Annotated in this window: 11 protein-coding genes; 8 read left to right on the top strand and 3 right to left on the bottom strand. The window is 70.0% G+C overall.

Annotated features, from left to right (window positions below; genetic code table 11):
- The first annotated feature begins 76 nt into the window (after window positions 1–76).
- The gene (locus K8638_RS02620) at window positions 77–616 is read left to right on the top strand and encodes a hypothetical protein (protein ID WP_223752771.1); all 540 of its coding nucleotides are present in this window, start codon (window positions 77–79) and stop codon (window positions 614–616) included.
- The gene (locus tag K8638_RS02615) at window positions 613–2,013 is read left to right on the top strand and encodes an MFS transporter (protein WP_223752770.1); all 1,401 of its coding nucleotides are present in this window, start codon (window positions 613–615) and stop codon (window positions 2,011–2,013) included. The genes K8638_RS02620 and K8638_RS02615 overlap by 4 nt, the downstream gene beginning before the upstream one ends.
- A gap of 124 nt (window positions 2,014–2,137) precedes the next feature.
- On the opposite strand, the gene K8638_RS02610 is transcribed toward K8638_RS02615, so the two are convergent.
- Window positions 2,138–2,632 carry a cytochrome c gene (locus K8638_RS02610; protein WP_223752769.1) on the bottom strand — a complete coding sequence of 165 codons (495 nt, stop codon included), beginning with the start codon at window positions 2,630–2,632 and terminating at the stop codon, window positions 2,138–2,140.
- A 239-nt stretch (window positions 2,633–2,871) separates the two neighbouring features.
- On the opposite strand from K8638_RS02610, the gene K8638_RS02605 reads away from it, so the two are divergent.
- Window positions 2,872–3,960, top strand: a complete 1,089-nt coding sequence (locus K8638_RS02605) for a hypothetical protein (protein WP_223752768.1) — start codon at window positions 2,872–2,874, stop codon at window positions 3,958–3,960.
- Between the two features lie 128 nt (window positions 3,961–4,088).
- Window positions 4,089–4,616, top strand: coding sequence for a class I SAM-dependent methyltransferase (locus tag K8638_RS02600; protein ID WP_370643897.1), 528 nt, complete (start codon window positions 4,089–4,091; stop codon window positions 4,614–4,616).
- 113 nt (window positions 4,617–4,729) lie between these two features.
- Here the strand turns inward: K8638_RS02600 and K8638_RS02595 are convergent, their stop codons facing one another.
- Window positions 4,730–5,485 (bottom strand): DUF5953 family protein, encoded by a 756-nt coding sequence (locus K8638_RS02595; RefSeq protein ID WP_370643907.1) that lies wholly within the window; start codon window positions 5,483–5,485, stop codon window positions 4,730–4,732.
- A gap of 3 nt (window positions 5,486–5,488) precedes the next feature.
- Window positions 5,489–6,115, bottom strand: coding sequence for a DUF6310 domain-containing protein (locus K8638_RS02590; RefSeq protein ID WP_223752766.1), 627 nt, complete (start codon window positions 6,113–6,115; stop codon window positions 5,489–5,491).
- Window positions 6,116–6,382: 267 nt separating this feature from the next.
- On the opposite strand from K8638_RS02590, the gene K8638_RS02585 reads away from it, so the two are divergent.
- From K8638_RS02585 to K8638_RS02570, 4 genes are all read left to right on the top strand, one after another.
- On the top strand, window positions 6,383–7,108 hold the full coding sequence (locus K8638_RS02585; protein WP_223752943.1) for a lysophospholipid acyltransferase family protein: 726 nt from the start codon (window positions 6,383–6,385) through the stop codon (window positions 7,106–7,108).
- Between the two features lie 31 nt (window positions 7,109–7,139).
- Complete coding sequence (locus K8638_RS02580; RefSeq protein WP_223752765.1) at window positions 7,140–7,922, top strand: PhzF family phenazine biosynthesis protein; 783 nt, start codon at window positions 7,140–7,142, stop codon at window positions 7,920–7,922.
- Between the two features lie 12 nt (window positions 7,923–7,934).
- The gene (locus K8638_RS02575) at window positions 7,935–9,812 is read left to right on the top strand and encodes a hypothetical protein (protein WP_223752764.1); all 1,878 of its coding nucleotides are present in this window, start codon (window positions 7,935–7,937) and stop codon (window positions 9,810–9,812) included.
- Between the two features lie 100 nt (window positions 9,813–9,912).
- On the top strand, window positions 9,913–12,612 hold the full coding sequence (locus tag K8638_RS02570) for a PQQ-dependent sugar dehydrogenase (RefSeq protein ID WP_223752763.1): 2,700 nt from the start codon (window positions 9,913–9,915) through the stop codon (window positions 12,610–12,612).
- The last annotated feature ends 115 nt before the right edge of the window (window positions 12,613–12,727 follow it).

Genomic DNA, 12,727 nt, shown 5'->3' with positions numbered 1-12,727 from the left:
CAACCCACGCGTGCGCCCTAGCTTGGACATCGAAGCTCGAATCACGTGGATCCGAGCCAAACCGGAGGCAGAGCGCATGACTGACAACGCCCTTGAACTCTTCATCCAGCGGACCCGGTCCATCTGGGGACCGCTCACCAGCGACCTGGTCGCCAGCGGCCTCCGTCACTTGGAGGAACTCGTGAAGGCGCCCGCCACGGAGCGCTGGCTCTCGGCGCTGCGAGAGGAAGCGCCAGCGTCCAAGGAGCTCTACCGCGATGCGAAGCACGGCTTCGTGCTCCAGGCCCACACGGAGCACGCCGGGCTCTATCGCCCGCCGCATGATCACGGGCGCGGATGGGTGATCTACGCCCTCCAATGCGGGGAGATCGCGATGTCGACGTACGCGCGCGTCGAAGCCGCGGAGGGCATTCGGCTGGTCAAACGCGACGAGACGCTCCTGCGGGCTGGGCAAGCACGGCTGTTCTTGCCGGGAGATATTCACGACACGCGCTGCGTGACCGGTCCAGCGCTGCTGTTCCGCTTCACTGAGCGCGACCTCAAGCAGGAGGACCTGGTCGCGCGACGCGTGACTCGCTACGTCGAGCGGGACGGCGTCTGGACGGTGGCGCCATGAGGGTGATGCAGGCCTCGGACGATGCGGCTTCGGGGCTGCAAGGCCCGCGGCGCGTGGTCGCGATTGCGTGCGTGCTCGCGGCGATGGTGCTCGTGGTGCTCTCCGCGGCCACCGCCAACGTGGCGCTGCCCGCGCTCGCTCACGCGTTCCAGGTGACGCCCGGCGTGTCGGTGCGCGTCGTCACCGCCTATCAGCTCGGGCTGGTCATGGCGCTCTTGCCTTGCGCCGCGCTCGGCGAGAGCCTCGGTTACCGCCCTGTGTTCACGACAGGTGTCGGGCTGTTCACAGGCGCGTCCGTGCTGTGTGTGCTGGCGCCTTCGCTGCACTGGCTGGTGGCAGCGCGTTTCGTGCAGGGGCTCGGTGGCGCGGCTGTGATGGCGCTCGGCGTCGCGCTTCTGCGCTTCGTCGTTCAGCAGGAGCAGCTCGCTGCCGCCATCGGATGGAACGCGCTCACCGTGGCATTGTCCTCCGCCGCGGGACCTACAGTCGGCGCGCTGCTGCTTTCGGGCGCGAGCTGGTCCTGGCTGTTCGCCGTCAACCTCCCCATCGGGGTGGCGGTGCTGGTCGCCACGCGCGGACTCCCCGAGGTGCGTGGCACGGCGCGCGAGCCGGACGCGATCAGCATGGCGCTGAATGCGGGCGCCTTCGGCTCGCTGTTCGTGGGCGCGGAGCTCATGCCGGCGAAGCCAGCGCTGGGCGCCGGGGTGCTTGCCGCCTCCGCGCTGACCGTGACGGCGCTGGTCCGCCGCGAGCTGCCGAAGGACGCCCCCTTGGTCCCGCTCGACCTGCTACGCGCGCGCTCGTTTCGCATCTCGGTGCTCGCTTCGGCCGCTTGCTTCGCGGGGCAGGCATCGGCGCTGGTGGCGTTGCCTTTCTACCTGCAGCACGGCTTCGGCCAGGATGCCCTGACCACCGGGCTGATGATGACTCCGTGGCCGCTGAGCGTGGCCATCGTGGCGCCCATCGCGGGCCGTCTCGCCAACCGCGTGTCGACTGCCTGGCTGTGCGCGGCGGGCGGTCTGTGCCTCGCGCTCGGGCTCACCGCGGCCGCGCTGTGGCCGCTGCCCGGGACACCGCTCGCGCTGGTCCCGTTTGTCGTGTTGTGCGGCGCGGGTTTCGGGCTCTTCCAGGTGCCCAACAACCGCAACATGTTTCTCGCGGCGCCGCGCGCGCGGAGCGGCGCCGCGGGCGGCATGCAAGGCACCGCGCGGCTGGCGGGCCAGACGACTGGCGCTGTCGTCATGGCCTTGCTGTTCATGCGAACCCCCATCGACGTTGCGCCGCGCATCGGCCTCGCCATCGGAGCCGTGCTGACGCTGACCGCAGGTCTGGTGAGCATGCTGCGAGCCGCGCCGGAAATTCGCGCACATGGCGGCTGGTCGCGAGAAGCTCCGTGAAGCCGGAGAAGGGGGCTGCTTGGGGCGCAGCGCGAGGCGAACCCGCGCTGGGGGGGCAGGGGCCGTACGGCGATGAGGGAGTTTGACGCACGGTCTGGGTTGCCTCGGGCTCCGGCCGGTCGAGCTACTTCCGGTGGCTCGTGTAGACGGAGTGGCAGCTCACGCACGTCTCCGTCAGCCGGCCGAAGCTCTCCGCGAGCGCCGCGTCGTCGCGCTTCTGTGCCGCCTCCTGCACGGCCTGGGCGCGGTTGCGCGCCTCGTCCTGGAGCGCGAAGAAGCGCTCGGGCAGCAGCGCGTTGAGCTCGTCCTCACCGCCGGGGACGGGGCGGGCGATGCGGGGCTCGTTGACGATGCGCGCCGCCAGCGCCTCCTGGGGGAGCGCGTTGGCCTGCACGTAGGGCGTGCCACAGCGGGCGTCGGCACCGGCAGACTCGGGGCAGAGCAGCGACTCCGGATACGTGACGGCCTCGGGAGGCGGAGGCAGGGGGTTCTCAGGCTCATCCTCCGGCGGAGTGGTGGGCGCGCTTCCTTCGCTACAGGCCACCAGGGACAGCCAGGTCCCCAGCCCCACGAGCCAGCGGGATGGACCTCGGGGGAGGGAAGCCAGGGCAGGCCGCATGCCCTCATTGCCCCAGGCGGGACACACTTGACGTCAAATCGCCTTCTCCGTGCGTCCGTGTCGCCCGTGGTCGTGAAACATCTCATGAAACATTTCTTGGAAATCGCGCCGGATTCCGGTCGTCGTGAGCACCGCTGCATTGTCATCCAGATGTCAGTCCGCGGCGCTAGGGTGTGCCCACTTTCCGAGGGGGAAACATGCGCATTGGAAGCGAAGACAGGCTGGGTTCCTGGATGGCGATGCGTGCGCTCCTGATGGGGGCGGCGCTGGTGTTCCAGGCGGGCTGCGGGGCGGTGGACGGTGCGCCGGAGTCGCCGTGGGTGGGCGAGGCGGAGCAGGCCACCCGGGGCTTCCTGCCGGACCTGACGGTGGAGGAGCTCTCGCGAGACTCGACCTCCTACAAGGTGAAGTTCTGCAACCGGAGCTCCTACGGCTCGGAGCTCACCTTCACGGTGCGGCTGACGAACGAGCTCAACGGCCAGTCCTTCCAGAGCAACCCGCTGTATCCCTATTCCGTGCCGGCGCCGGGCACCTGCATCTGGACGGGCGGCTTCAGCTGCGGGCTGGTGGGGGCCGCGTGCAATGACTTCGTCACGCTGACGGCCCAGGTGGATGACACGAGCAACGTGACGGAGACCTACGAATACAACAACACGATGACGGTGAGCTTCCGCGAGCACGTCGTCCTGCCAGACCTGGTGGTGGAGGAGGTCGTCCGCACCGGCGCCTACCTGCATGCGAGGTACTGCAACCATGGCACCGCGGACACCTTGTCCACCTTCGCGATGCGACTCACCAACACCGCGACGGGGCAGATGCACCTGACGGCGGACACCTTCGCGGTGCCTGCCCAGGGAACCTGCGCCTGGACCCCCGGGATTCCCTGCTCGACGGTGGGAAGCAACTGCGTCGACACGCTCGAGGTGCGCGTCACCGCGGACGGCGCATACGTCATCTCCGAGTGGAGCGAGGTCAACAACGACGCGGTGGCCCGATTCACGCCGTCCACCGCGCTGGCGGACCTGGTCGTGTCGGATGTCTGGCGGCAGGGGAGTACCTACGTCGTGTCGTACTGCAACCAGGGGCTGGGGACGTCCACGACGCGCTTCGAGGTCCGGCTGATCAATCGCGCGACGGGATGGCCGTACCAGACGCCGTCGTACCAGCCGCTTCCGGTGCCGGCACCCGGAGAGTGCGCGCAGACAGCAAGCGACGCCTGCAGTGTGCCGGGCTGCTGGCCCGGGAGCATGTGGGCCACCGTGGACATCTCGGGCGACGTGTTCGAGGCCAACGAGCAGAACAACCACCTGTACAAGACGCTGCCCTGAGGTGGTCGGCTGCTGGCCCGGGCCCGTGGGCGGTGCCTGGCTCCAGACAGAGGGGCTGCTCTGGCGCGTCGCCACGTGCCCGGGTCGGTGTAGGCTCCGCAGAGGAGCCTGGCCCCCCGAAGAAGGCCATGCAGCTGCCCTACACACGCTTCGGCGTGCCGGGCTGGCGCTTCACGGGTGTGGACCCCTCTGTCGCCATGCTCGCCGTCGCCCGCAAGCGTCTGGAGGCCGAGGGACTGCTCTCGCGCACGCATCTGCACGTGGGCGAGCTGCACACCCTGCCTCCCTGCCCCCCGTTCGATGGCGCGCAGATGATGGGGGTCCTGCACCATGTGGAGGGAGAGGAGGCCCGCATCGAGCTGCTGCGAGAGGTGACCCGGCGGCTCAAGCCCGGAGCGCCCCTCGTCCTGGGTTGTCGCGTTGGCAAGGACCCCGAGCTGACGAACGTGGAGCTGCGGCGGTGGCGGGCGTATGGAATCCCCCCGGACGAGCTGGAGCACCGGCGCCAGCGCTTCGCGGTGATGCGCCCCATCGAGTCCGATGGCGCCCTGTTCGCGATGCTCGCCCGGGCTGGATTGGTGGCGCCGCGTCCGCACTTCGTCTCGCTGCAGTACAAGGTCTTCCTCGCGCGCTTCGAGCCTGGAGCCGCGGGCTGAGCCCCGGGGGACGCGTCTGCTCCTCAGCGGATTCGCTCCGGGAAGGCCATCGCTACAAACAGGCATTACCTGAAGCGTCCACTACGCCGTGAACACCAACAACGGCGCGGGCCTCAAGGCGCAGCGCGCCCGCCAATCTCCGGGAAGCGTTCATAGGCGCGCAGGAGCGCGTCGAGGTGGGCGGGGTTGTCGAGGTCGAGCGGCGCCTCCGTGAGCCGGACGATCCAGCCTCCCGTTGCCGTGCGCCGCGCTCGTGAGAGGAGCTCCGCGTCGCGCGTAGGGTCCGGGAATCCGATGGCCCGTGCGGTGGTGGCCGACCAGTAGTTCAGCCACCCGAGGTAGTAGGGAGTCTCCGGCGCGCGGATGTCCTTGAAGAGTTTGAGCGCTGGCAACCCCCTGGGCGGACGAGGTGGCCCCCCCAGAGTAGGGCTCGTCTGCTCCGCGATCTCCAACGCGGCGCCGCCTGGCGTGGCTCGTCCCCAGAACGCGTGTGCGCCCTCCCCGAGGACTTCGAGCACATCCGCTGCCGCCGCGATAACGGTCGCGTCCAGCGGCAACTCCGCATGGATTTCAAACTGCGACTCTCCGTTCGGGCTCAGACGGGCGGGTCTCGGCAACCCGGCGATCGTCACCGGAGCGCGCTCGTCACCATTGCATAGCATTGGGAACTTCCCACGTGTCGCAGCCTCAGCAAGCCACTCGTCGCGTCGTGGCAATGCGATGGGCTGCCCCTCGTCGGAAATCCTCCATCCCATGCACACGCCGGGAAGTGCCTGCTCCAGGCCGCGGACGGCAGCAAGGGTGCGTCCGTCATTGCCCATAAGCGCAGGCGCATAGACGGTGAGGATAAGAGAGTTTCGTGCGTCCACCATTCAGCACCCCGTGACGACGATATCGAGGGTGGGGTCCAGCTTCAGCAAGGCAGTTCTGTGCGCGGCGCTGCTCACGCCGACGACGAAGCCATATCCACATGCCTCCGCAAGCTCACGTTCGCGTTGGAGTTCATCCAGTTGTTTGATGACCACCTGATTTCGAAGGAACGCATTGTACGTGTCGAAGCGGTCGGTCTTGATCTCCCACAGCACGGGGACGCCGACCTGAAGCGCGTCGAAGCGCTTCCCGTCAACGAGCACGTCCATGCCTGGGTAGTGGTTCGGCGGAAACGTATCAGCGCACCAGTCATGCAGGGCGTCACCGCCGAGATGGGGCTTCGGGATGGGCGCACACTCCGGGCGGCGGCGCCCCGAAGTCACTGGAGCCGGCGGGCCTCGCCGCGAACCATCCCCCTGTGGCTGCGTTGCCGGCTCCTGCCGTGGCTGTGCGTTGGGGTCCACCATGACGGGGGCGGGCGGCGTCAGGCCGACCGGTGCCGGAAGAACGGGGGCGAGGGGCTTTGGCGCGACCAGGGGTGTCCATGGAAGGGCCATCTGCTTGTGCGGCTCCGTCGTGGCGCAGGCCGGGAGGACGAGCAGAAGCGCGACGCAGGTGCGGAAACGCATGCCACGACCTTTCATCCAGCGACTTGGGCGCCTACTGCCCCGGCAGGCGCGGAGAGTAGCGTGGGACGTCGTGCCGCTTCACTTCGGATTTGGAGGCGCGCGGAGGGCATCGGGAGGCTTTCCCGGCAATGGCCGCCAGCGCCCCTCCACCCGGCCGCCGAGGGAACACCCGAGCGTGACTTCTCCACGTGCACTGTTCGGAACCCGGGAGGGAGGCGAGCGCCGCGCACGGAGGCCCGGGAAGGTGCTATGCCAGTCCGCCCCGACATGAAGTACGCCGTCACACTCTGGTTCTGGCTCGTCTTCCTGCTCACCGCCCCCGTGCTCTTCACGCTGGGGGCGCTGCTGCTCGCCGTCACGTACCCGTTCGACCGGGACCGGCGGATGCTGCACACGCTGGTGTGCGGCTGGTGTCACTGGCTCTGGCTGCACCTGTCCCCCGGCTGGCGCACGCGCATCGAGGGCCGCGAGCTGCTGCCGAAGGGGCCGTGCGTGCTGGTCGTCAATCACCAGTCCGCCATGGACATCCTCGCCGTCATGGGCCTGGGCTATCAGTACAAGTTCGTGGCCAAGGCGTCGCTGTTCTCCCTGCCCATCGTGGGGTGGATGATGACGCTGCTGGCGTACGTGCCCATCGTCCGAGGCTCCTCCACCGCCCTGCATCAGTTGATGGACCCGTGCCGGCGGTGGCTGCGCCGGGGCATGCCGGTGCTCATCTTCCCGGAGGGCACCTACTCCAAGGGAGGCCAGCTGCTGCCCTTCAAGCGGGGCGCCTTCCAGCTCGCGCTGGAGGAGCACGTGCCGGTGGTGCCGGTGGTGGTGGAGGGCACGACGCAGTTGCTCGAGGGCGACGGCCCGTGGATGGGCCCGCGCGCCTCCATCCGGGTGCGGGTGCTGCCGCCGCTTCCGCCGGAGACATTCGGCCCCGACCCGGCGGCACTGTCCTCTCGGGTACGCTCCTTGTACGAGCAGACCCTGTCCGCCACCGGCTGAGCCGGCGGGGCGGTGAATGAAAGGACGTCCCATGCGCCTGCCCCTCTTCCAGGTGGATGCCTTCACTTCCCGCGTCTTCGGCGGCAACCCCGCCGCGGTGTGCCCGCTGGACGCATGGCTGCCGGACGCGGACATGCAGGCCATCGCCCTGGAGAACAACCTCTCCGAGACGGCCTTCTTCGTCCGCGAGGCGGAAGGCTTCCGGCTGCGCTGGTTCACTCCGGCGCAGGAGGTGGACCTGTGCGGCCACGCCACGCTCGCCGCCGCGTGGGTGCTCTTCAACCGCTGGGAGGTGGGGCTGGAGCGGGTGGAGTTCGCCTCGCGCTCCGGGCCGCTGGTGGTGACGCAGGCGGCGGACGGGTGGCTGGCGATGGACTTCCCCTCGCGGCCGCCCTCGCCGTGCCCGGTGCCCGCCGGGCTGGTGGAGGCGCTGGGCGCGGCCCCTCGCGAGACACTCGCATCGAGGGACCTGGTGGCCGTGTTCGACTCGGAGGAGCAGGTGCGCGCGCTGCGGCCGGACATGGCGCGGCTGGCGGCGCTGGATACCTTCGCGGTGGTGCCGACGGCGCAGGGGAAGGACTCGGACTTCGTGTCGCGCTTCTTCGCGCCGCGCGCGGGCGTGCCGGAGGACCCGGTGACGGGCTCCGCGCATTGCTCGCTGGTTCCGTACTGGGCGAAGCGGCTGGGCCGGCCATCGCTGCTGGCACGGCAGGTGTCCGCGCGCGGCGGGGAGCTGCGCTGCGAGGAGCGTGGCTCGCGCGTGAGCATCGCCGGGCAGGCGGCGCTGTACCTGGAGGGGTTCGTCACCTGGTAGGGCGCCCCTCACATGGGCTGGGCGCTCTGGACATTCGAGACGCTGCTGGCGGCCGGGGCTGCCTGGGCCCTCTCCGCCGCGCTGCTGCGTGAGCGCTCCACCCTGGAGCGCTGGATGGCCGCGCTCCTCTTCTTCGCGGCGAGCCTCGTCACCTGCGTGCAGGGGCTGGGGCTCATCGGGCAGCTCACCCGGCTTCACCTCGCCCTGGCGGGGCTGGTGCTGCACGGCGCGATGCTGGCGTGGGCGGTGCGACGCGCCGGAGTCGCGAGGCTGCGCTCTCAGCTTCGTGCCGACCTGGGTGCGCCCTGGCGGCTGCTGAAGGACATCCACCAGCGCCGGGAGCTGGCCGCCTGGGCGCTGCTCCCGGCGGTCTGGGGGCTGCTCGTCTCCGGCCTCATCGCGTGGTGCTTCCCGAGCTGGGCATGGGACGTCGTCTGGTACCACACGCCGAAGACGAACTACGCGGTGCAGACGGGCTCCGTCCTCTGGGTGGAGACCTCCATCTGGTACGTCAACGGCTACCCCGAGGCCGTGGAGTTGCTGTCCGTCTGGAACGTGCTCCTTCCGAGGGACACGCGCCTGGAGGACGTGTCGCAGCTTCCCTTCGCGTTGCTCGGCGCCTTCGCTGTGGCCGCGCTGTGCCGCCGGGCCTGCGCGAGCGCGGCGCTGGCTGCCTCGCTGGGCGCGATGTGGGTGGCTCTGCCGGCGGTGGCCCTGCAACTCCACACCACGCACGCCGACGTCGCGGCCGGGGCCCTCTTCATCACCGCCTTCTATTTCCTCACCGAGCGGCCCTGGAGCCCCGCCGCGCGCGCCCTCACGCTGCTGGCGCTCGGGCTGTATGCGGGCACCAAGGTGACGGGCCTGTTCCATCTCGCGCTCCTCTCGCCGGTGCTGCTCGTGCGCCTGTTGCTCGCCCTCAAGGGGGAGCCGGCGATGCGCCGGAGGCGGCTGGGGCAGACGGCGCTCGCGGTGGTGCTGCTGGTGTGGCTGGGCGCGCCCACCTACGTGGAGAACCTGGCGCGCACGGGCAATCCGCTGTGGCCCGCGCGCATGAGGGTGCTGGGGCGCGAGCTGGCGGGCCCCATCGCCGTGGAGAAGCTCGGCACTCCAGCCTTCTTCCGCGAGGAGGGCGCCTTCTCGAAGATGGTGAGCAACTGGTTCGCGCCCGAGGGGCTCTACTGGCCGGACGTGCGCGAGCGCGCCTTCGGCTGGCTCTTCCCCTACCTGCTGCTGCCCGCGCTGCTGTGGGTGGGGCTCTGTGGTGTCTTCCGGGAGCGCTTCCTCCGGCTATCGCTGCTGCTGCTCGCCGGGCTCGCGGTGCTGGTGCCCGCGGCGTGGTGGGGACGCTTCACGCTGGGACTTCCCGCCGCGGGGCTGGTGGCGCTCGCCGTGCTGCACCGCCAGCTCCGCACGCCCTATCTCCAGACGCTGCTGGCGGCCGCCGCGGCCTTCCTCTCCGTGGCGTCCTACGCCAAGGCGAGTGTGGGCTACCAGGTGCTGCCCACCCTGGGCCGGCCCGAGGTGGCGGGAGTCAGCGACGATGACCGGCTGCGCGCCCGGATGAACTGGCTGTGGCCGGGCGAGGCGGTGCGCCTGCGGGAGCAGGAGCTGAAGCCCGGGGACGTGGTGGCCTATGACAGCTCCACCAGCTTCCTCGGGGAGTATTGGACGTGGGATTTGCGCAACCGCGTGGAGTACGTCAGCCACCAGGGTGACTCCGCCGCCTACCTTCGCAAGCTCCGCGCCCTCCGGCCCCGCTGGGTGAGCGTGCGCAGGGACAGTCCCGCCGAGCGGCTCCTCCTCGGGCAGTCCGGTGCCTTCCAGCGGCTCTTCGCCTGCCCTGCCAGTGACGCGGTGATGTATCGCGTCACCCGGAGCGACTGGTAGCCGGCCCCGGGTTTGGTGCTGTCACAGTGTTACAGCTTCGTGGCCGCGGACAGTTGACGGACAGAAGCCACGCTCCAGGTGCGCTAGCTTCTCCGTTCCTATGCGTACGCTCCTGCTGACTTCGCTCCTGCTGTCATCCACGGCGGTATGGGCAGCGGTGCCCACCGGGTTCGTGGAGACGAGCTACACCTCCAGCGCGCTGAATCTGGCCACGGGCATGGCCTGGGCGCCGGATGGCTCGGGCCGCCTGTTCATCACCCTGAAGAACGGTCAGATACGCATCGTGTCGCTGAAGGATGGCGTCCCGGAGACGCAGCAGGGGGGCACGCTGGTGACGCGGGTGTTCGCGACGGAGCCCTCCGTCCATACGAACAGCGAGTGCGGCCTCATCGGCATCGCGTTCGACCCGAACTACGTGGCCAACCGTTACGTCTACGTCTTCGTCACCGTCTCCGCCTCCGAGCAGCGCATCGTCCGCTACACGGACGCCAACAGCGTGGGCAGCGCGCGCACCGTGGTCATCTCCGGGCTGCCCACGGTGGGGCAGAACCATGATGGCGGAGGGCTCGGCTTCGGGCCGGATGGGAAGCTCTACTGGGCCATTGGCGACCTGGGTAACGGCACCGGGGTGAACGCGGACCTGACGTCGCTCGCGGCCAAGGTGGGGCGCGCCAACCTGGACGGCACGCCCGCCAACGACAACCCGTACAACGACGGAGTCGGCCCCAACAACGAGTACATCTGGGCGAGGGGCTTCCGCAATCCGTTCACCCTCACATTCCAGCCGTCCACCGGGGCGCTGTGGGTGAACACGGTGGGCACCAGCTACGAGCAGATCTTCGTGGTGGGGAAGGGGAACCACGCCGGGTACAACCGCTACGAGAACAATCAGCCCGCCGGCTTCATCACGCCCGTGGTCAAGTACGTCACCAACGGCGTGGACACGCGCACCATCGCCGCGAACGGGGCGGTGCGCTCAGGTGGTGTCGCTACCTTCACCACCACCGCGGAGCACGGCTTCCGGAAGGGGGAGCGGCTCACCCTCAGCGGCGTGACGGACACGAGCTTCAACGGGGCTCCGGTCGTCGCCAGTGTCCCCAGCCTCACCACCTTCACCGTGGCGCAGCCGGCACTGCCGGACGCGACGAGTGGCGGAGGCACCGCGACGACGCAGGCGCTGGGCGGCTCCATCACCGGGGGCACCTTCTTTGACTCCACGCTCTTCGGCCCGGAGTACCGCGGCAACTTCTTCTTCGGGGACTACAACTCCGGACAGGTGACGCGCGTCACGCTGGCGGCGGACAACTCGGTGGCCACGGTGGACGAGTGGGGCACGGGCTTCAGCGCCAACGTGGACGTGTCCGTGGGGCCGGATGGAGCGCTCTACACCATCGGCGTCACCGGCGGAGTCCTGCGCCGCATCACCCCGGCGCAGCCCGGGCGGAAGCTGGTGGTGTCCGGGGGCCACCTGCGCGTGGTGGAGGGCGGGCGCGCCGCCTTCACCGTGCGGCTGTCCGGGGCCCCCACCGCGCCCGTCACCGTCCGCGTGGTACGCGCCCTGGGCGGCTCCGAGGACCTGGTCGTCTCCAGCGAGTCGCTCACCTTCACTCCGGCGGACTGGAGCGTGCCGCAAGGGGTGACGCTCGCGGCGGCGTTGGACGCGGACTCGGCTCCTGACGTTGCTACCTTCCTGGTGACGGCGGAGGGGCTGGACACCGAGGAGGTGGTGGCCACCACCATCGACGACAACACCCCGAGGCTGGTGCTGTCCTCCTCCAACGTGGTGGTCCCCGAGAATGGCACCGCCGCGTTCGACGTGTCGCTGTCGCAGCGGCCCTCGGGCAACGTCACCGTCACCGTGGCGCGCACGCAGGGGGATGGTGACATCACCGTGCAGGACGGGGCCTCACTCCAGTTCACCTCCGTGAGCTGGAACACGCCGCGGGCCGTGACGCTGCGGGCCGCGTCGGACGCGGACAGCGCGGACGGCACCGCCACCATCACCGTGGCCGCCGCGGGCCTGGACGCGCGCTCGGTGCTGGCCACCGAGGCGGATGACGAGCCGCTGGCTCCCTCCATCATCTCCACGGCTGTCACCACCGCGGTGGTGGGGGCGCCGTATGGCTACGACGTGGAGGCGCGCGGCCGGCCGGCGCCCACGTACTCGCTGGTGGGCACGGTGCCGGAGGGCATGAGCATCAACGCGGCCACCGGCGTCATCACCTGGGCGCCCACGGTGGAGGGCTCGGCGGAGGTGAGCGTGGTGGCGGCCAACGGCAACCCGCCGGACGCGACGCAGACCTTCACCCTCACCACGAAGGCGGATGCGCCGCCGCGTGCCATCCTCACGCGCCCAGAGGATGGGGAGCGCGTGTCGGGGACGATGGCGGAGTTCTTCGGCGACTGCGTGGACGACGTGGGCTGCACCCGCGCCGAGTTCTACGTGGACGGGGAGCTGCAATACACGGACACGCGCTCGGACAATCACTTCCACTTCGGTGGTGAGCACAACCGCTGGGACACCACGGGGCTGGCGCCGGGCGGGCACCGGGTCCGGTTCGTCGTGGTGGACACGGCGGGACGGCAGTCGCAGGCGGAGGTGACGGTGTGCGTTGGGAATGGGAGCTGCGAGCTGTTCCAGCCGGACGCCGGGACGGGCGGGCTGGATGCCGGAGCGGGTGGGCCGATGGGCGTGGAGGACGAGAGCGGCTGCGGCTGCGGCGCGGCCCCGGTGGCGCCGCTCGCGTGGCTGGCGCTCGCCGCCCTGGCGCTCCGGCGGAGGCGGGCGCGCGAGGAGTGACGCGCGAGCGTCAGGGACAGCAGGTTCACGTCCCGGACTCCTCGCCAAGAGAAGGGCTCGGAATCCAGAGGGAAACCTCGTGGAGCCCTTCTCCAGCATGCAGGGGGCCCGCCGC

This window comes from Myxococcus sp. RHSTA-1-4 (genome assembly GCF_020037125.1).
GTDB lineage: Bacteria > Myxococcota > Myxococcia > Myxococcales > Myxococcaceae > Myxococcus.
This window is presented reverse-complemented; position numbering and strand designations above follow the sequence as displayed.

What these genes read in the sequence shown, in the direction of transcription:
- K8638_RS02575 (WP_223752764.1), top strand. Translation starts at nt 7,935, where the DNA reads ATGGGCTGGGCGCTCTGGACATTCGAGACGCTGCTGGCGGCCGGGGCT.
- K8638_RS02570 (WP_223752763.1), top strand. Translation starts at nt 9,913, where the DNA reads ATGCGTACGCTCCTGCTGACTTCGCTCCTGCTGTCATCCACGGCGGTA.
- K8638_RS02580 (WP_223752765.1), top strand. Translation starts at nt 7,140, where the DNA reads ATGCGCCTGCCCCTCTTCCAGGTGGATGCCTTCACTTCCCGCGTCTTC.
- K8638_RS02585 (WP_223752943.1), top strand. Translation starts at nt 6,383, where the DNA reads ATGAAGTACGCCGTCACACTCTGGTTCTGGCTCGTCTTCCTGCTCACC.
- K8638_RS02620 (WP_223752771.1), top strand. Translation starts at nt 77, where the DNA reads ATGACTGACAACGCCCTTGAACTCTTCATCCAGCGGACCCGGTCCATC.
- K8638_RS02590 (WP_223752766.1), bottom strand. Translation starts at nt 6,115, where the DNA reads ATGCGTTTCCGCACCTGCGTCGCGCTTCTGCTCGTCCTCCCGGCCTGC.
- K8638_RS02600 (WP_370643897.1), top strand. Translation starts at nt 4,089, where the DNA reads ATGCAGCTGCCCTACACACGCTTCGGCGTGCCGGGCTGGCGCTTCACG.
- K8638_RS02605 (WP_223752768.1), top strand. Translation starts at nt 2,872, where the DNA reads ATGCGTGCGCTCCTGATGGGGGCGGCGCTGGTGTTCCAGGCGGGCTGC.
- K8638_RS02610 (WP_223752769.1), bottom strand. Translation starts at nt 2,632, where the DNA reads ATGCGGCCTGCCCTGGCTTCCCTCCCCCGAGGTCCATCCCGCTGGCTC.
- K8638_RS02615 (WP_223752770.1), top strand. Translation starts at nt 613, where the DNA reads ATGAGGGTGATGCAGGCCTCGGACGATGCGGCTTCGGGGCTGCAAGGC.